The organism is Chryseobacterium sp. MHB01 (assembly GCF_034651565.1).
In the GTDB taxonomy this organism is placed as follows: Bacteria; Bacteroidota; Bacteroidia; order Flavobacteriales; family Weeksellaceae; genus Chryseobacterium; species Chryseobacterium nepalense.
Map to the genome: position 1 here is coordinate 252,775 of NZ_JAYEDA010000004.1, position 16,864 is coordinate 269,638.

Annotated in this window: 20 protein-coding genes; 14 read left to right on the forward strand and 6 right to left on the reverse strand. The window is 36.3% G+C overall.

Going from position 1 to position 16,864, the window contains the following annotated elements:
• The first annotated feature begins 61 nt into the window (after positions 1 to 61).
• From radA to U9K52_RS09200, 3 genes are read left to right on the forward strand one after another with little or no spacing between them, the layout of a single operon-like run.
• The gene (radA, locus tag U9K52_RS09190; protein ID WP_263602275.1) at positions 62 to 1,411 is read left to right on the forward strand and encodes a DNA repair protein RadA; all 1,350 of its coding nucleotides are present in this window, start codon (positions 62 to 64) and stop codon (positions 1,409 to 1,411) included.
• 59 nt (positions 1,412 to 1,470) lie between these two features.
• Positions 1,471 to 2,025, forward strand: a complete 555-nt coding sequence (locus U9K52_RS09195; RefSeq protein ID WP_322926087.1) for a transposase — start codon at positions 1,471 to 1,473, stop codon at positions 2,023 to 2,025.
• Positions 1,955 to 2,686: an ACP phosphodiesterase gene (locus U9K52_RS09200; protein ID WP_322926088.1), complete on the forward strand. Its 732-nt coding sequence runs from the start codon at positions 1,955 to 1,957 to the stop codon at positions 2,684 to 2,686. Before U9K52_RS09195 ends, U9K52_RS09200 begins: the two co-directional genes overlap by 71 nt.
• 1 nt (position 2,687) lies before the next feature.
• Here U9K52_RS09200 and U9K52_RS09205 read toward each other — a convergent pair whose 3' ends face one another.
• The 3 genes from U9K52_RS09205 to U9K52_RS09215 are packed head-to-tail and all read right to left on the reverse strand — an operon-like array spanning position 2,688 to position 3,705.
• Positions 2,688 to 3,188 carry a DUF6702 family protein gene (locus U9K52_RS09205; protein WP_322926089.1) on the reverse strand — a complete coding sequence of 167 codons (501 nt, stop codon included), beginning with the start codon at positions 3,186 to 3,188 and terminating at the stop codon, positions 2,688 to 2,690.
• Entirely contained in the window at positions 3,185 to 3,487 is a 303-nt protein-coding gene (locus U9K52_RS09210; RefSeq protein WP_263602273.1) for a hypothetical protein, read from the reverse strand. Before U9K52_RS09210 ends, U9K52_RS09205 begins: the two co-directional genes overlap by 4 nt.
• Positions 3,463 to 3,705, reverse strand: a complete 243-nt coding sequence (locus tag U9K52_RS09215) for a hypothetical protein (RefSeq protein ID WP_322926090.1) — start codon at positions 3,703 to 3,705, stop codon at positions 3,463 to 3,465. The genes U9K52_RS09210 and U9K52_RS09215 overlap by 25 nt, the downstream gene beginning before the upstream one ends.
• A gap of 65 nt (positions 3,706 to 3,770) precedes the next feature.
• Here U9K52_RS09215 and U9K52_RS09220 point away from each other — a divergent pair, with 65 nt between their 5' ends.
• Positions 3,771 to 4,349 carry a HupE/UreJ family protein gene (locus U9K52_RS09220; protein ID WP_263602272.1) on the forward strand — a complete coding sequence of 193 codons (579 nt, stop codon included), beginning with the start codon at positions 3,771 to 3,773 and terminating at the stop codon, positions 4,347 to 4,349.
• Positions 4,350 to 4,417: 68 nt separating this feature from the next.
• Positions 4,418 to 6,805 carry a M1 family metallopeptidase gene (locus tag U9K52_RS09225; RefSeq protein WP_322926091.1) on the forward strand — a complete coding sequence of 796 codons (2,388 nt, stop codon included), beginning with the start codon at positions 4,418 to 4,420 and terminating at the stop codon, positions 6,803 to 6,805.
• Positions 6,806 to 6,884: 79 nt separating this feature from the next.
• Here U9K52_RS09225 and U9K52_RS09230 read toward each other — a convergent pair whose 3' ends face one another.
• A complete protein-coding gene (locus U9K52_RS09230) occupies positions 6,885 to 7,799 on the reverse strand; it encodes a hypothetical protein (protein WP_322926092.1) in 915 nt (304 codons plus the stop codon).
• A gap of 165 nt (positions 7,800 to 7,964) precedes the next feature.
• On the opposite strand from U9K52_RS09230, the gene U9K52_RS09235 reads away from it, so the two are divergent.
• From U9K52_RS09235 to U9K52_RS09250, 5 genes are all read left to right on the forward strand, one after another.
• Positions 7,965 to 8,243 (forward strand): co-chaperone GroES, encoded by a 279-nt coding sequence (locus U9K52_RS09235; RefSeq protein WP_029295711.1) that lies wholly within the window; start codon positions 7,965 to 7,967, stop codon positions 8,241 to 8,243.
• Between the two features lie 198 nt (positions 8,244 to 8,441).
• The gene (locus tag U9K52_RS21280) at positions 8,442 to 8,651 is read left to right on the forward strand and encodes a four helix bundle protein (RefSeq protein WP_248394968.1); all 210 of its coding nucleotides are present in this window, start codon (positions 8,442 to 8,444) and stop codon (positions 8,649 to 8,651) included.
• A gap of 75 nt (positions 8,652 to 8,726) precedes the next feature.
• Entirely contained in the window at positions 8,727 to 10,352 is a 1,626-nt protein-coding gene (gene groL / locus U9K52_RS09240; RefSeq protein ID WP_248394928.1) for a chaperonin GroEL, read from the forward strand.
• Between the two features lie 204 nt (positions 10,353 to 10,556).
• Positions 10,557 to 11,306, forward strand: a complete 750-nt coding sequence (locus tag U9K52_RS09245) for an HNH endonuclease (protein WP_248394929.1) — start codon at positions 10,557 to 10,559, stop codon at positions 11,304 to 11,306.
• A gap of 111 nt (positions 11,307 to 11,417) precedes the next feature.
• Positions 11,418 to 12,350, forward strand: a complete 933-nt coding sequence (locus tag U9K52_RS09250) for a hypothetical protein (protein ID WP_248394930.1) — start codon at positions 11,418 to 11,420, stop codon at positions 12,348 to 12,350.
• Between the two features lie 89 nt (positions 12,351 to 12,439).
• Here U9K52_RS09250 and U9K52_RS09255 read toward each other — a convergent pair whose 3' ends face one another.
• Positions 12,440 to 12,739: a helix-turn-helix transcriptional regulator gene (locus U9K52_RS09255; protein WP_322926093.1), complete on the reverse strand. Its 300-nt coding sequence runs from the start codon at positions 12,737 to 12,739 to the stop codon at positions 12,440 to 12,442.
• Positions 12,740 to 12,970: 231 nt separating this feature from the next.
• Between U9K52_RS09255 and U9K52_RS09260 the strand changes: the two genes are divergently transcribed.
• From U9K52_RS09260 to U9K52_RS09270, 3 genes are all read left to right on the forward strand, one after another.
• A complete protein-coding gene (locus tag U9K52_RS09260) occupies positions 12,971 to 13,927 on the forward strand; it encodes a hypothetical protein (RefSeq protein ID WP_322926094.1) in 957 nt (318 codons plus the stop codon).
• Between the two features lie 257 nt (positions 13,928 to 14,184).
• The gene (locus U9K52_RS09265) at positions 14,185 to 14,973 is read left to right on the forward strand and encodes a hypothetical protein (RefSeq protein WP_322926095.1); all 789 of its coding nucleotides are present in this window, start codon (positions 14,185 to 14,187) and stop codon (positions 14,971 to 14,973) included.
• Positions 14,974 to 14,976: 3 nt separating this feature from the next.
• Positions 14,977 to 15,486, forward strand: coding sequence for a hypothetical protein (locus tag U9K52_RS09270; protein ID WP_322926096.1), 510 nt, complete (start codon positions 14,977 to 14,979; stop codon positions 15,484 to 15,486).
• Between the two features lie 76 nt (positions 15,487 to 15,562).
• On the opposite strand, the gene U9K52_RS09275 is transcribed toward U9K52_RS09270, so the two are convergent.
• Positions 15,563 to 15,931, reverse strand: a complete 369-nt coding sequence (locus U9K52_RS09275; RefSeq protein ID WP_322926097.1) for a helix-turn-helix domain-containing protein — start codon at positions 15,929 to 15,931, stop codon at positions 15,563 to 15,565.
• 127 nt (positions 15,932 to 16,058) lie between these two features.
• Between U9K52_RS09275 and U9K52_RS09280 the strand changes: the two genes are divergently transcribed.
• Entirely contained in the window at positions 16,059 to 16,853 is a 795-nt protein-coding gene (locus tag U9K52_RS09280; protein WP_248394938.1) for an SDR family oxidoreductase, read from the forward strand.
• The last annotated feature ends 11 nt before the right edge of the window (positions 16,854 to 16,864 follow it).

Here is a 16,864-nt window from a genome sequence, read left to right on the forward strand (position 1 = left end):
ATGCCCGAAAATTAACTAAAATTCGAAAGAAAAATTCAAAAAAAATTTTGAACTTCGCAGTATGGCAAAACTTAAAACAGCATATTTCTGTCAGAACTGCGGAACACAATTTTCCCAATGGATGGGGCAATGCAAAAACTGTGGGCAATGGAATACCCTGGTGGAAGAAGTAGTAGAAAAAACCTCATCAAAAACACCTCCGTTTTCAAAATCAAAACAGCACGTGATCAACATCATTGAGGTTGAAACCAGCGAAGAACCAAGAATAAAAACCCCTTCCGAAGAACTCAACCGCGTTTTGGGTGGCGGAATTGTTTTAGGATCCGTAACCCTTATTGGCGGAGAGCCCGGTATTGGCAAATCTACCCTGCTTCTTCAGCTGGCTTTAAAAATGAAGAAAAAAATCTTCTATGTTTCCGGGGAAGAAAGTGCATCCCAGATCAAGATGAGAGCCGACAGATTAACGGATATTCAGAATCCCAACTGTTTTTTGTTCACAGAAACCAGTCTTGAAAAAATTCTTCATGAAGCCAAAAAACTGGACCCTGATTTCGTTATTATCGATTCCATTCAGACGCTGCAGTCTCAATTGATTGAAAGCTCACCCGGAACGGTTTCTCAAATCCGGGAATGTTCAAACGAAATTATTAAATATGCTAAAGAAAACAATGTTCCCGTATTTTTAGTGGGTCACATTACCAAAGACGGGCAGATTGCCGGCCCAAAGGTGCTGGAACACATGGTTGATGTCGTTTTAAATTTTGACGGCGACAGAAATCATCTCTTCCGATTATTAAGAGCCAACAAAAACCGTTTCGGATCCACTTCGGAAATTGGAATTTATGAAATGGTTTCCCAGGGATTAAAAGAAATTAAAAATCCTTCCGAAATCCTGATTACCAAAAAATTTGAAGAACTTTCCGGAAACTCTGTAGCCGTGACATTGGAAGGAAACCGCCCGATGCTGTTGGAAATTCAGGCATTGGTAAGTACGGCCGTTTATGGAACCCCACAAAGAAGTTCCACGGGTTTTGATGCCAAAAGACTGAATATGCTTCTTGCTGTTCTGGAAAAAAGAGCAGGTTTCCAGCTGGGTGCAAAAGATGTTTTCTTAAATATCACAGGAGGAATAAAAACAGATGATCCGGCACTGGATCTAGCCGTTGTCGCCTCTATTCTTTCCTCTAATGAAGATATTGCGATTTCCGAACATTATTGTTTTGCAGGAGAAATTGGCTTAAGCGGGGAAATTCGTCCGATTGCACAGGCGGAACAGCGGATTACAGAAGCTGAAAAATTAGGCTATGAGAAAATTTTTATTTCCAATCTCAATAAACTTCCAAAAAGAAAATTCGGAATCAAGATCGAAGAAGTGAGTAAAATTGAAGATTTCCATGAACGCCTTTTCTAAGACTGTTAGAGCTTAGAGCTCTAACAGTCTTGCCCTTTGCCAAACTAAAAAACACACGCATGAAAAAAAATATTTACCCTTTAGAGGCAGAATGCTTCTATCATATTTTCAACAGAGGAATTAATAGTCAAAAGATATTTTTTAATGATAGAAATTATCATTATTTTATCAAACTAATGGAATCTAAACTATCTTCAGTTGTCAATATCTATGCATATTGCTTGCTACAAAATCATTTTCACATTCTTGTTAAGATTAAATCAGAAAAGGAAATCCGATTAATATTCCCTCACAAAGATACAATTGAAGTTTCCAAGATCATAAGTCAGCAATTTTCCAATATGTTTAACAGCTATACCCAGGCTATCAATAAGCATTACGGAAGAACAGGAAAATTGTTTGAACTGCCATTCAGGAGAAAGCTCATTGACTCTCATGAGCAGTTGACCAATACCATCCTTTACATCCATAACAATCCGGTAAAACACGGAATAAACATGAATGCAGAAAATTATCGCTATTCGTCGTTATTTAGTATTAAAAATGGAATTAATGATCTATCGGTATCTTTGGACGCAATTAAAGCTTTGCTGGAAAGTTCAAAAGGCTGTTAGAGCTTTAAGCTCTAACAGCCTTCCCTGCACCCAGCTTTTTCAGCGGAAAATTTCTTATCTTCACGCTATGAATTACCTGGCCCATTCTTTCCTTACTTTCACCGACGGACAGATTGTCGGGCAGTTTCTGGAAGATTTTATCCGCAATAAAGACCGTTTTTCTTTCCCGAAAGATATTCAGGATGGTATTACTTTGCACCGCGCAATTGATACTTTTACAGATGCACATCCCGCCATTCATGAGGCAAAAAAAGTTTTTGCACCTTTGGTAAGATTATACGCCGGAGCCTTTGTAGATGTGGCAATGGATTATTTTGTAGCGAATGATTTAAGCCTTAATTCTTTGGAAGGCTGGAAAAATCATTCCCAAAAGGTTTATCGCGTATTAAATGAAAATTATGACTTCCTTCCGGAAAATTTCAAAAGCATGCTTGTAAAAATGGAAGAAGGCGACTGGCTGTATAATTACCGTTTTGAAAAAAATATCGGTTACAGCATGAGAAATGTTCTGAACAAAGCAAAATATTTAGACACAGATATTGCTGTTCACGAAGCTTTTTTAAAGAATAAAAATTTCCTTCAGGAATGTTACGATGATTTTTTTCCCGATCTTATGGAACATGCAAAAGGTATTAACGCTCTTTTACAGCTGGAAAATTAATTTAAAACTGTTGAAATAAGTAGCGATTCGGGTAGGTCACTTTCTCGCTTTTCCTGTTTCCGTTGACGATAATGTGTACAATATTGATCTGATCATCAAATAAATTATATAAAAAACTCACTGCCGCTTCTACCTTCTTAGGATTTTCTATTTTCTCAGATTCGAGGTAAATATTTATGGATTCTTGGTCTTCTTCGTAACCAATAAACTTTACGTTCAGTAATTTATTATTTGCTTTTAGCTTAAAATATTCTGCAGAATAATTTTTCAATGCTTCATTAAGCTGTGGTTTAAATTTCGGATCATTGAAATGCAGTGATTTTCCATATTTGTTATTTAATCCATTCTCCAGATCATCCAGAAAAAAACGGCCGGTCATTTCAAATGTTTTTGATTTCTGATTGTAATTAATTTCTACAGAACCAACATGATAAGGATGTTTCAACTCCGTGAAAGAGAAAAATAGAATGAGAACGGAAAAGAAAAAAAAGAGATTTTTCATTGTAATAAACCAAGTATTTTTTGAGGATCTTGCCGCATATCGAAAAACAGAAGAACTTTGATTTGAGAATCATTTTCTTTACGGAAAAACATTCTTACATGCTTTTTGCCGATTAATACACTTCTTGTTTTTTGAAAGGAACTCTGGAACTGAGAATATTTTCCATTTTCAAGATCATCTGTTATTTTTTTTACATCCTCTAAGAAAATTACAATTTCACGATTAGTCCATACTTTCTTGAGAAATTCTATATTTTCGGCTAAAGTCTTTTTAGCTATTTCTGAGAATTCAACCTGCATATTTCTTCATCAATAAATTTAAAGAAATCTTTTTTTGAAATCATATCATCATTCTTCAGCGATTCTCCATACTTTTCGATCTCTTCAAAGACATGAGAGGGCAGACCTTCAAGCGTTTCATAATCATTCTTAACAATTCTTACCCCTTTCAATCTTCCTAAAAGTTGTTTGACGAAAAAATAATCTTCTTTGTTATCTATTTCTATTGTAAGGTTCATCAATTCAATTTTACACAAAGTTAAAATAAATTTTGTATCATCGCATTTCAAAAATAATATTGGAAATGCAGGATTTTTTATTCTATCTGAATCTCGGTTGGGAACACATTATTTCTTTGGACGCTCTCGATCATCAGCTTTTTGTATTGGCATTGATCGCGGTATATTCGTTTAATGATCTGAAGAAAATTTTAATTCTTGTTACGGCATTCACTATCGGTCACTCAATAACGTTAGCATTAAGTACTTTTGATATTATAAGAATCAATTCTGCTTGGGTAGAATTTCTCATTCCGCTTACCATTGTTTTAACTTCTCTGAATAATATTTTCATCCGAAATAAAAAGAAATCTCAAAATAACGCCAATTATTATTTAGCATTAATTTTCGGCCTTATCCACGGGATGGGATTTGCCAATACGGCGCGGGTCATGATTGCCAAAAGCCAGAGTATTGCTGTTCCGCTGTTGGGTTTTAATATCGGGCTGGAGCTGGGGCAAATTGCAATTGTCTTCGGAATTTTAATGATTCTGTTCATTTTGTTAAAAGTTTTTAAAGTCAATCAGAAAGATTGGGTTCTTTTCGTGTCTTCAGGAGTCTTTGCCTTATCCTTAAAAATGACTTTAGAAAGAATTCCATTTTAAGCCTGAAACATTTTCAATTTTTCAGCTACTTATTATTATATTTGAAAATCTTTAAAACAATTTCGGTTATGAAACTAAAAGTTGTCATACTTTCCCTTTCTGTATTTGCATATACGGGTTTCACCGCACAAAATATTCAGAATAATCCCGGAAGCAATCACGGAAATAAATTCGAACAGCTTGGGACTATTCTTCCCACTCCTAATATTTACAGAACCGCTTCCGGAGCGCCCGGTCACGGATACTGGCAAAACAAAGCCGATTATAACATTACCGCCTATCTTGACGAAGATAAAAGAAATCTGAAAGGTTCCGAGACCATCACCTACTATAATAATTCTCCGGATGACCTTGATTATATATGGCTTCAGTTAGATGAAAATCAACAGTCAAGCGTAAAAAAAGCAGACTTCCCGTATTCATCTACCCTTCCGAAAGCTTCAAACGATCAGCAGTTGCGTCCTACAGAACTTCCTGTTTCGGATAACGGATACGGCGTGAACCTTGAAAAAGTAACGGACGCTTCCGGAAATCCTTTAAAGTACACGGTAAACAAAACCATGATGCGTATTGATTTACCTAAAGTATTAAAAAAAGGAGAAAAGCTTGTTTTCAAAATAGACTGGAATTACAACATCCCGAACAGAATAAAAATGGGTGGCCGTGGTGGTTACGAAAATTTCCCGGAAGATGGAAACGATCTTTATACCATGACCCAATGGTATCCCAGAATGTGCGTATACAGCGATTTCCACGGTTGGCAGAATCACCAGTTTACGGGAAGAGGTGAATTCGCCCTCGTTTTCGGAAATTTTAAAGTTTCGATGAATGTTCCTGCAGATCATGTCGTAGGCGGAACGGGAGAATGTAAAAACTATGATCAGGTCTTAACTTCAGAACAGTTAGCAAGATATAACAAGTCCAAAACTTCAGCAGAACCTGTTGAAATCGTAACCCTGGATGAAGCGAAAAAAGCAGAGAAAAACCATTCAAAACAGAGAAAAACGTGGACGTTTGAAGCCAATGACGTAAGAGATTTTGCATGGACTTCTTCAAGAAAATTCGTTTGGGATGGAATGGGCGTCCTTATTCCCGAGAATAACAACAAGGTAATGGCAATGAGCTTTTATCCCAAAGAGGCATATAATTTATACAGAAAATACTCAACCAAAGCGATAGCGCATACCATCAAAACATATTCGGAGTTTACAATCCCTTATCCTTATCCTGTAGCACAATCTGTGGAAGCGGCAAACGGGATGGAATATCCTATGATCTGCTTCAACTACGGAAGAACAGAAAAAGACGGAACGTATTCTGAGGGAATTAAAAACGGAATGCTGGGCGTAGTGATTCACGAAGTAGGCCACAACTTCTTCCCGATGATCATTAACTCGGACGAAAGACAGTGGAGCTGGATGGATGAAGGACTGAATACTTTTGTGGAATATCTTACCGAAGAAAGATGGGACAATAAATTCCCGTCAAAAAGAGGACCGGCATGGACTATTGTGGATTACATGAAACTTCCTAAAGATCAGCTGGAACCCATCATGTCAAATTCTGAAAACATCATTCAGTTTGGTCCGAATGCCTATTCAAAACCGGCAACAGGATTGAACATCCTTCGTGAAACCATCATGGGAAGAGAGCTTTTTGATAAAGCTTTTAAAACCTATGCTAAAAGATGGGCTTTCAGACATCCTGAACCTGCAGATTTCTTCAGAACAATGGAAGATGCAAGCGGTGAAGACCTGGATTGGTTCTGGAGAGGATGGTTCTACGGAACAGATCCTGTAGATATTGCCATCGATAAGGTAACCATTGCAACTCCGGATCTTGAAACGCCTGCCAGACAAGCCAAAGAGACAAAATATAAAGTTGATAAGCCTGCTGTAAATGATTTTGAAGATATTTCAAAAATCAGAAACAGAGAAGATAAAAATATTACGTTCTATGTGGAGAAAGACAAGGAAGCTCAGGATTTCTATTACCGTTACGACAGAGGCCAGGAAAAAGTTGACAACAATAAAGAATACACCTTCAAAATAGAAGGGACCGAACCTTTAACGCAGAAGGAAAAAGATAAGTTTAAAAATCTTACCGCATACCAGATTGATTTTGTAAATAAAGGAGGCCTCGTAATGCCGATTATTCTTGAATTTACTTTCGAAGACGGAACAAAACTTACCGATAAATCTTCAGCACAGATCTGGAGACTGAATGAACAGAAAGTTTCCAGGACGTATTATTTCGACAAAAAATTAAAATCAATTCAGCTTGACCCGATGAGAGAAACAGCCGATATTGATACATCCAATAATTTCTGGAGCAGCGATGGCGGAAATGCCCAGGTTTCCAAATTTGAATTATTCAAACAAAAAGAAGGCGGAAATACCAGAGGAGCTTCCAACGGAAAAGTAAATCCGATGCAGGCTTCAGGAAAAAAACAGTGATAAGCTTCAGTTAATACAAAATAAAAAATATATTCTGATAAAATAATCCCTCACAAATTTTGTGAGGGATTGTTTGTTATTAATTACTTGGTTTAAAAGCAGTCCAGTTTACACCATCACTGACAAACATAACCGTTTTTGTTTTAGCGGCATTATTATCCAGTCCGACCATGAAAAAATTGCTTGCCCCGCCTACATTCGATGCATTAATAATAGTTCCTGTAGAAGTCTTTATTTCAGCCGTGTTGGAATTTGAAATATTCCTCACAAAAATAATTGCTCCGGGTGCTGAAACGGGATTCGGAAGGAAAAAATCATCGTCATTAACGGCAGGATTTACGCTTACCACTGTGCTTGTGATGTTGCTTCCGTTTGCAGTTAATGTCTGCGGTGTGGAACTGATCACGCCATTTACTTCCAGCTTGGTATTGGCCGTTCTTACCGTTGGGTCTACTCCGATGCCGAAATTACCGTCTTTATCTATAGAGCTGTTATAGTGGTTGACATAATTGCTTGAATTGGTAGGCGATGTTCCGAACCAGACTTCGCCACCTCCGTTACGGCCTGTTCTCAATACCAAAGAGCCTAATAAATTGGGCGCAGCAGCAGCAACATTATAAGCATATCCTTCAAATGCAGCAATAGATCTTCCATTTCCCACAACCGTAGGTGAAGCAGGTGTTCCACCCGTCATCACATTGTGATACGCGATAGACTGCGAAGTACTGGAACCCGAAAACAGCCCGACATTGATATCAGCATCGCCCTGGCCGGCTATAGACAACAGATCTATAGGATCAGCAGTACCAATGCCAACTTTTCCATCCGATTTTACGATAAAATCATTGAGTTCCTGGGTAGCCGTAGAAATGGCAGCATTATCCTTACCTCCGTCAATATGAAAAATACCTTTAGGTGTTGTAGTGTTTATACCCACCTGAGCACTGAATAGCAGGGGGCAAAACAAAAGTAATAAGACTTTGTTTTTCATCATTTTATATTTTTTTGAACCCCAAATGTACAAATTTGTTTAAATTAAAAATAAAAAGTGTCAAAATTTCACATTAAAAATAAAAATCTGCCATTTCAGCCACTCAAAAATGGTTGGCATACAATTAGCGAATTAGAAGACAGAAATAATTAAAAAATTAAATATATTATGTCAGTAAACTTTAAACCATTAGCAGACAGAGTTTTGATCGAGCCGATCGCTGCAGAAACTAAAACAGCTTCAGGTATTATTATTCCGGACACCGCAAAAGAAAAGCCGCAGGAAGGTACTGTGGTGGCAGTAGGCCCTGGAAAAAAAGATGAGCCTACAACTGTTAAAGTAGGTGACAAAGTTCTTTATGGAAAATATTCAGGTTCTGAATTAAAACTGGAAGGAAAAGATTATTTAATTGTAAAAGAAGGAGATCTTTTAGGAATAATCGGCTAATAGCTGATGGCTTTTGGCTAATGGCTTTCCAGCATTGAAACTAGCAAAATAAGAGATTTTAAAAAGTTTGAAGTTTGGCAATTGAGTTATCAATTAACTTTAAAAATTTATACTGCAACCAAAAAAAACTTTCTAAAGAAGAAATTTTTGGATTAAACTCTCAGATCAGAAGATCATTTTGCTTCAATCGGATTTAATATTTCAGAAGGAAGTGGAAGAAATTCTGATAAAGAATTTGCTAATTTCATCAATATTGCATTAGGATCGTCCAACGAAGCCGAAAACCAGTTAATTCTTGCTAAAGATTTGGATTACATTGAGGAAAATGATTATCAAAATCTTTTATCCGGATTAACAACCTTAAAAAAGAAGCTTGCAACACTTTGGAACAGGCTAAACGGAAATTAAAAAATCAAATTATAAAAATAAACCGCGAATTGCTGAAGCCAAAAGCTAAAAGCAAATCGCCAAAAGCTTAAAACAATGGCAAAAGAAATAAAATTCGATATTGAATCAAGAGACGCTTTAAAAAGAGGGGTAGATGCATTGGCTAATGCAGTAAAAGTAACGTTAGGTCCAAAAGGAAGAAACGTGGTGATCGAAAAATCTTTCGGTGCTCCTCACGTAACCAAAGACGGGGTTTCTGTTGCAAAAGAAATCGAACTTGAAGACAAAGTTGAAAATATGGGTGCTCAGATGGTGAAGGAAGTGGCTTCCAAAACCAATGACATCGCGGGTGACGGTACGACTACCGCTACCGTTTTGGCACAGGCTATCGTAAGAGAAGGTCTTAAAAACGTAGCTGCAGGAGCTAACCCAATGGATTTGAAAAGAGGAATCGACAAAGCGGTAACCGCTGTTGTTGAAAACCTTAAATCCCAGTCTAAAACTGTGGGTGATTCTACGGAAATGGTAAAACAGGTTGCTTCTGTATCTGCTAACAACGACGAAACAATCGGTGCTTTGATCGCTGAAGCTTTCGGAAAAGTAGGTAAAGAAGGGGTAATCACCGTAGAAGAAGCAAAAGGAATCGATACAACGGTAGACGTTGTAGAAGGAATGCAGTTCGACAGAGGATACCAGTCACCGTATTTCGTGACCAACCCTGAGAAAATGCTTGCTGAATTGGAGAATCCATATATCCTTTTAGTTGAGAAAAAAATCTCTTCGATGAAAGAATTGCTTCCTGTTCTTGAGCCGATTGCTCAGGGAGGTAAATCTCTATTAATCATCTCTGAAGAAGTAGAAGGTGAAGCTTTAGCAACTTTAGTGGTAAACAAATTAAGAGGTTCTCTTAAAATTGCTGCCGTTAAAGCACCTGGATTCGGGGACAGAAGAAAAGCAATGTTGGAAGATATCGCAATCTTAACTGGCGGACAGGTAATTTCTGAAGAGCAAGGTTTCACTATGGAAAACATCTCTTTAGATATGCTGGGAACTGCTGAAAAAGTTTCTATCGATAAAGACAACACAACCATTGTAAACGGTGGTGGTGAAGACAGCAAGATCAAAGGTAGAGTAAACCAGATCAAAGCGCAGATGGAAACGACTACTTCTGATTACGACAGAGAAAAACTTCAGGAAAGATTGGCTAAGTTAGCGGGTGGTGTTGCTGTTCTTTACGTAGGTGCTGCTTCTGAAGTAGAAATGAAAGAGAAAAAAGACAGAGTGGATGATGCGCTTCACGCAACAAGAGCGGCCGTTGAAGAAGGTATCGTTGCAGGAGGTGGTGTAGCTTTGGTAAGAGCGATTGCTGCTTTGGAAAATCTTACAGGAATCAATTCTGACGAAAGTACAGGGATCAAAATCGTAAAAAGAGCGATCGAAGAGCCATTGAGACAAATCGTTGCCAACGCAGGGGGTGAAGGTTCTGTAATCGTTGCGAAAGTAGCAGAAGGACAAGGTGACTTCGGGTACAACGCAAAAACCGACGAGTATGTAAACATGCTTGAAGCAGGAATCATCGACCCTACGAAAGTAACAAGAGTAGCTCTTGAAAACGCAGCTTCCGTATCCGGAATGTTATTAACCACTGAATGTGTGATCACTGAAGTGAAAAAAGACGAACCGGCCATGCCAATGGGCGGAGGAATGCCAGGAATGATGTAATGGCGTGTCGCCAAGACAATTTATATACTAACCGTTCTGATTTTCAGAGCGGTTTTTTGTTTAAATTATTATTTTGCAAAGGAAATAATATATTTATGTCTAAAGATCTACAAGTAAATAGCTAAAACAAAAAAAATACTATAGCAATTATATATTAGAGTAATATGTAAATTTATATATTCGTTGCAATTTCACAACAATACTATGGAAAAAAAGAAAAATTTAGGTATAGAATTAAAGAGACTGATTTCTCAAAAACCTTTAGAAAACACTGATTATTATCAACTTTCAGTATATTCTGAGGAAAATAACAAATTCAATTACACCATTATGACAAATTGGTGTGGAAATGATGAAAATAATCCATTGATTGAAATAAGAGAGCCCTCTCTAATTATGCCAGATATTGCAATTCAACTTTTTAAAGATGTTAAAGAACCATTGTTAGTTATTAATAACAAAACTGATTTGGGATATTTTATGAATTTATTTGGCGGTAATGGACTAATTACAAAAAAACTATGTGAATTATATCTATCAGAATTAATTAAACCCAAAAAAAATGTAAAGACCTATTATGGAGGTTATCACAACATAGAGTCGATTCCAAAAACTAAATTCAACAGAGCAGCCAACCCCAAATTAAGGATGAGAATTCTTAAGAGAGATAACTTAAGATGTAAAGTTTGTGGAGCTTCTCCTCAAAATAATGAGCACGTAGAATTACATTTACATCATATAACTCCCCATTCTCACTGTGGTTTAACAGAAGAAAAGAATCTTATAACATTATGTCATACATGTCATAAAGGACTTGAACCACATTTAGATTATTCACTATATTCATTGATTGATGTTGGTATGTTTTCAGATTATACATATCAAGATGAATATATACAAAGAATAAAAAATAACATCAAATTAGGAATTGAAAGAATAAAGAAAAAACTGTAGCTATTGTTTAATTTATAAGTAACCACATAAAAAGATTCGTAAGGTAGTACGAAAATAGTATATTAATTTAATGATTAATAAATATGTAAATTTAGATACGAAATGTAAGTTATGAGAAATAATGTCATAGAAAAGATTAGTTATTTTTATCAAGATAGAATTGATTTCATTTATAAAATCTTAGAGACTTTCGCAAAAATTGAATTTGATTTAGAAATGTCTTCAATCTCACTGACAAAATCTGAAGGTATAATGGAAGATGGAATTTTAAAAATAAATCTTTCAGATTCTAATCACTATAATGTTAAAATTATTTTCAATGAAATTCTTGAAGATTTTTTTTGTTCACTTGATTTACTAAAAACAGCATATTTTAAACAATCCTTACAAGTAGTTCGAAATATATTGGAATTATGCACAATGCAACTTTATTTTACTCATAACATTGAAGAGACTTCTAACTGGAAATATGGGAAAAGAGGTATAGAAAAAATATTCAAAATGACTGGAAAATTAAAAAATCAGGTCAATTCCGATATGAAAAGTACTTTATTAGAAATAGATAAATTTTACAATCTATTAAATCGATCAACTCATTCACACAAATTAAATTTAAATATTTATTCTATTCATAAATTTGATATTATGGGAACATATGGATTTGAGTATAAAGCATTTCAAAATTCTTATTTAATCATATTGTGTTGTTTAAAAATATTCTTGAAAATTTATGAATCGTATATATTTATATTGGATGAAGGTTTTTTTAAACAGAATATAAAAAACACACTTGAAGAAATTAAAGAGAAACTACAAATATTTGAAGATGATATAGAAAACTACAAAAAAGGTGATTATGAAAACGGAGAAGGTTATCTTATATATAGAAAACATATGGTAATTAATGGAAAACAATATTTATATTCATTTTCAGCTAGTAATCAAATCATTTGGAATTCTAAAAAGAAAGGATTGAACAAAGATTTTAAAAAAATATACGCAGAAATTGATAAATATTTAATCAGAAAAATAAAATGTAGCTAGCATTACATTGGCATAATGCATTGTGAAACTAATGTAAATACCTCTTGGCAAAAGTTTCTAAACTTGTCATTTCACTCTCAAAGCAAAAATCATTTCAAATCCACCAGCTCCCCCAAAGAAATTTCCAAAGCATTCGCCAATTCCAGCAAAGTATAAAGCGTAGGATTTACTTTTCCGTTCTCAAGCTTTTCAATCAACTTGCGCGAGACTTTCGTACATCTCCGTTGGTTTCCCACAACTTGCGTAAGACTTCCGTAGTCCTCCGGAGGTTTCCCACAACTTGCGCAAGACTTCCGTACATCTCCGGAAGTGTAAAACAAGAGTGTTTGTAACCTCCGTACACTGCATTTGGTTTCCTGCAAGTTGTGGGAGACTTCCTGCAACTGCATTTAGTTATAAACATACTTGTTGGTAACCTCCTGCAATTGCATTTGGTTTCCTGCAAGCTGTGGGAGACTTCCTGCAGCTGCATTTCATCATAAACACATCTGTTGGTAATCTCCTGCAAATAGTACCCTAATGGGTTATTGATTCACTTTTGTTCCGGCTCTAATTTTACAAATAAAAACGGGGATGCTAAAAACCGGGAACAGAGTAAGCCACAACTAAAAATTAGAGCTATGAAAAACTTATTGATCGCCATTACATTATGCACAAGCTGCATTGCCTATTCTCAATGCAATTTTGACCAGACCGCATTTGACGGTATTGCTGCAAAGTATCAAAATGACTTTACTACATTAGAAAAAAGATCGCAGGACATTGCAGACGAAGCGCCGAATCCCAATGCTGTAGGAGCTGCAATAAATATGGACTTTGATTTTAAAATGGTCCGTAAAGACTTTTCATGCAGCATACCGCAGATAACGATGAAGGACAAAAAACTATCATTCGACACACCACAGGTTACCATGAAACTGAAATCCATAAAATTTAAAAAACCTGTAACCAAGATGGTACTAAAGAAAACGGGACAATATCCGGTGTTCAAAGGATGGACTGTAAAATGGAAAGATATATTAACTTCAGTGCCGGTAGTGACCATGGAAGAACAGGAAATTAAAACAAAAATACCCGAAGTAAAAGTAGAAACTACCGACATTATAACCGCCATCCCTGAAATAAAAATGGTAAAAAAGGACATGTCTCTCAATTTGCCATCGGTAACGGTAAAAAAGATATCAGCAGAAGTAAAAAAAATAGAAGACCGTGCAAAAGGTATTTCTGTGGAAAGTGAAAAGCTTCAGGAATCTCAAAACGAAGAATTTGCACAGGCCATCCATAAAAGTTTTGAATGTCAGCGAACAGATTTGATTGTTTCCAGAACAAATCTGGAAAGTGAATTTTCAACCTCTGTTTCAGAAATTGAAAACAGTATTGCTCAGTTAAGAGCTAATGGCTTAAATCCTGAATCCATAAAGGGTGATCAGGGTGAAGATATCAACCTTATTGCGATCAGAGATGAACTGCTTTTAAAAAAGAAAGAAGCTTTTGAGCAAATCGATGCAGCCATCGAAAAAATGAATACGGAAGAAAAAAATGCAATCAGTATGCTGGCAAAGAAAACAGAAGCATAACGGCGTATCACTGAAACAGCTTCATACTGCTAACCGTTCTGATTTTTCAGAATGGTTTTTTGTTTTACAAAATAGGGTATCATAGGCAAGATTAAAAACGTGCAGCTGTTTTGCTTTTTCTATTCTTCACTTCAAAATTTTGGTTTAAGTTTGTGCTATAGAAATATGGCTTCATTCCTTCTTTTTTATTCAAATTCTTTGAAGGCTCGTTGCACATACTTCTGTGTCACACATAATTTAAATAACATTCGCTAACCATGAAATTCAGATTAACTTTTGCCATTCTTCTATTGTTTTTTTCTCAGATATTTTCGCAAACAAAACTTTTTGAAAGTATCAAAAATGAAAATTCAGATTCACTGAAAATAATCGGAATGTATTATAACTGGGATCAAAACAAAACATATGAGAAATATAATTTTTACATAACCGATAAAAAAACCATCGATTCTCTCATTGATAATACTTACTATAATGAATTAACGCAAAATATATCTGAACAAAACAATTTTTCAATTATTGTAACCAAGAATAATCAAATTCTTGATCGATGGTCTGTAAGTCCCAAATTTGAAAATATTAATATAAAAGGAAAGTCTCACAAATTTGATATTTCAACATTGGCCAGGCTTGCCGAAAAATTTCCATTCAAATACAACTGGTATAAGCAGGAATTCAAAAACAGAGCAGAGTTCGAAAAGTTTTACAGAAATAAAATAAAGGATAAGAATACATTATTTATTTACAAACCGGACTTTGTCTATGAGGGATCTTTCGAGATACAATTCCCTAAAAATGAAACATTTCTTCATCCAAAAGCTATTGATGAATATTTAAGACCCAAAATAGAGAAAATAGCCAAAGATGAAAAATTTAGCATTGGCTATGTCCTGACAGAATTTAATATGAAAAACAGAGACCAGTACACCATGACGGTTTCGGGTTCAAAAAATATTTTTAACAAGCTAAAGGAAACAGAAGGGAAAAAAGGAAACTGGGTACCCACAAAACTGGAAGCGCAGATATTTGAGAAAACAGAATTTTGAGTTATGAATAAAGTAAAATTCAGACATCATCTCAATGAAGCAACAAAGCTTTTATTTGAATTAACAAAGACACTTTGCTATAATAATCTTAAAGACGACTGTAGATACATAATAACTCCAAACTCACGGACAGTTGATGAGCACTTAAATGAAAAAGAAATTGTTATCTTAAAAACATGGAATCAATATGAAGGTAAACTTTTAACAGCCGAGCAGATAATTGATCTTCTTTACCATGATAATAAAGTACCTGTCTGGATTAATATGACAATAGATGAAGCAAGACCAGATATAACCGTAATAGATTTACTTTGTAGCAGACGGCTTAGAGATGAAACCGAATTGATGCATCCGGGAGTTCCACCATTTCACATACAAGTTGCAATACCTCCGGACAATTTAAAAATAGAAGTTGATGGAAGGTTTGATATTAATTGGAAAAAAAAGCATGACGAAAACCAAAAACCTAAAGGAATTTTAAATACTTTGAAAAAATTGATAAAGAAAAACTGATTTCCGCAGACATAAGCGTCCCGATCGTACCTACCAACCGCTGGCGCGAATGTCTCACTCGTGCCTACAACTAAAACTATTCATTCTCACCATTCAGGCGCTTCAGAATAACCGTCCGCAAATGTTCTTCATGGGTATCGCCCCAATTTCCCAACGCCGCAATGACGGGAATCAATGTTTTTCCGAAATCCGTTAGGCTGTACTCTACTTTGGGCGGGACTACCGGATAGATTTTTTTGGTAATCAATTCATGATCTTCCAGTTCTTTCAGCTGAATATTCAATACGCGTCTGGTGGCATCCGGGATTTTCCGCTGCAGCTCACTCGGTCGCAGACTTCCCTGATGAATAAACCACAGCAAACGGATTTTCCATTTGCCGTACAGCACTTCGCCTATCAGATCCAAACCGCAATTCAGGTTGGGTAAAATTTTCCGTTCATACATAAAGCAAATGTAAACCTATGTTCCAAATTGTGCAATAGGGGAAAAATTGTTCCCTATCCGAATCGTAATTCCGTACTTGTGAGGCGCGTACATAAGTCTCAACTTTGCCATAAACAAAACAATCAAAATGGAACAGCAATTTAATTTCAACAATGAACTGTCAGGCAAAATCGCATTGGTAACCGGAGGCACAAAAGGAGCCGGAAAAGCAATTGCAGAAAGGCTTTTACAGGCCGGTGCAACAGTCATCATTACCGCAAGAAACACTCCCGAAGAGGAAAATGGAAACCTGCATTTTATTGCAGCGGATTTAAGCAAATCAGAAGGTTCACAAAAAGTAGTCAGCGAAGTGCTGACAACCTATGGAAGGCTCGATATCCTGGTAAACAACCTCGGTTCTTCCGAAACACCCGCGGGAGGTTTTGCCGTATTAACGGATGAAAACTGGGAATCAACGCTTCAGGCCAACCTGCTTGCTCCCGTTCGTCTGGACAGAGGATTCTTACCCCAAATGATCGGTCAGAAAAGCGGTGTTATTATCCACATTGCTTCTATTCAGGGTAAACTGCCGCTGTATGATTCTACTTTGCCTTATGCCGCTGCCAAAGCGGGATTAATCAATTACAGTAAAAGCTTATCCAATGAAGTAACGCCAAAAGGGGTTCGTGTGCTGACGGTTTCTCCGGGATGGATCAATACACAGGCATCGGTAGCATGGCTGGGCGAGATCGCAAGAAATGCAAATACTACTGTAGAAGAAGCGCAGCAGGGTGTCATGGATGCATTAGGCGGAATCCCTTACGGAAGACCTGCCGAACCGGAAGAAGTAGCGGAATTAGTGGGCTTTCTTGTTTCGCCGAGAGCCGCTTATTTAACAGGAACCAATTTTGTCATCGACGGCGGAACCATACCAACCATTTAATCAACTTAAAA

Bases quoted from the DNA above. Each gene is read 5' to 3' on its own strand.
- radA (WP_263602275.1), top strand. From the start codon at position 62: ATGGCAAAACTTAAAACAGCATATTTCTGTCAGAACTGCGGAACACAA.
- U9K52_RS09195 (WP_322926087.1), top strand. From the start codon at position 1,471: ATGAAAAAAAATATTTACCCTTTAGAGGCAGAATGCTTCTATCATATT.
- U9K52_RS09200 (WP_322926088.1), top strand. From the start codon at position 1,955: ATGGAATTAATGATCTATCGGTATCTTTGGACGCAATTAAAGCTTTGC.
- U9K52_RS09205 (WP_322926089.1), bottom strand. From the start codon at position 3,188: ATGAAAAATCTCTTTTTTTTCTTTTCCGTTCTCATTCTATTTTTCTCT.
- U9K52_RS09210 (WP_263602273.1), bottom strand. From the start codon at position 3,487: ATGCAGGTTGAATTCTCAGAAATAGCTAAAAAGACTTTAGCCGAAAAT.
- U9K52_RS09215 (WP_322926090.1), bottom strand. From the start codon at position 3,705: ATGAACCTTACAATAGAAATAGATAACAAAGAAGATTATTTTTTCGTC.
- U9K52_RS09220 (WP_263602272.1), top strand. From the start codon at position 3,771: ATGCAGGATTTTTTATTCTATCTGAATCTCGGTTGGGAACACATTATT.
- U9K52_RS09225 (WP_322926091.1), top strand. From the start codon at position 4,418: ATGAAACTAAAAGTTGTCATACTTTCCCTTTCTGTATTTGCATATACG.
- U9K52_RS09230 (WP_322926092.1), bottom strand. From the start codon at position 7,799: ATGATGAAAAACAAAGTCTTATTACTTTTGTTTTGCCCCCTGCTATTC.
- U9K52_RS09235 (WP_029295711.1), top strand. From the start codon at position 7,965: ATGTCAGTAAACTTTAAACCATTAGCAGACAGAGTTTTGATCGAGCCG.
- groL (WP_248394928.1), top strand. From the start codon at position 8,727: ATGGCAAAAGAAATAAAATTCGATATTGAATCAAGAGACGCTTTAAAA.
- U9K52_RS09245 (WP_248394929.1), top strand. From the start codon at position 10,557: ATGGAAAAAAAGAAAAATTTAGGTATAGAATTAAAGAGACTGATTTCT.
- U9K52_RS09250 (WP_248394930.1), top strand. From the start codon at position 11,418: ATGAGAAATAATGTCATAGAAAAGATTAGTTATTTTTATCAAGATAGA.
- U9K52_RS09255 (WP_322926093.1), bottom strand. From the start codon at position 12,739: ATGCAGTTGCAGGAAGTCTCCCACAACTTGCAGGAAACCAAATGCAGT.
- U9K52_RS09260 (WP_322926094.1), top strand. From the start codon at position 12,971: ATGAAAAACTTATTGATCGCCATTACATTATGCACAAGCTGCATTGCC.
- U9K52_RS09265 (WP_322926095.1), top strand. From the start codon at position 14,185: ATGAAATTCAGATTAACTTTTGCCATTCTTCTATTGTTTTTTTCTCAG.
- U9K52_RS09270 (WP_322926096.1), top strand. From the start codon at position 14,977: ATGAATAAAGTAAAATTCAGACATCATCTCAATGAAGCAACAAAGCTT.
- U9K52_RS09275 (WP_322926097.1), bottom strand. From the start codon at position 15,931: ATGTATGAACGGAAAATTTTACCCAACCTGAATTGCGGTTTGGATCTG.
- U9K52_RS09280 (WP_248394938.1), top strand. From the start codon at position 16,059: ATGGAACAGCAATTTAATTTCAACAATGAACTGTCAGGCAAAATCGCA.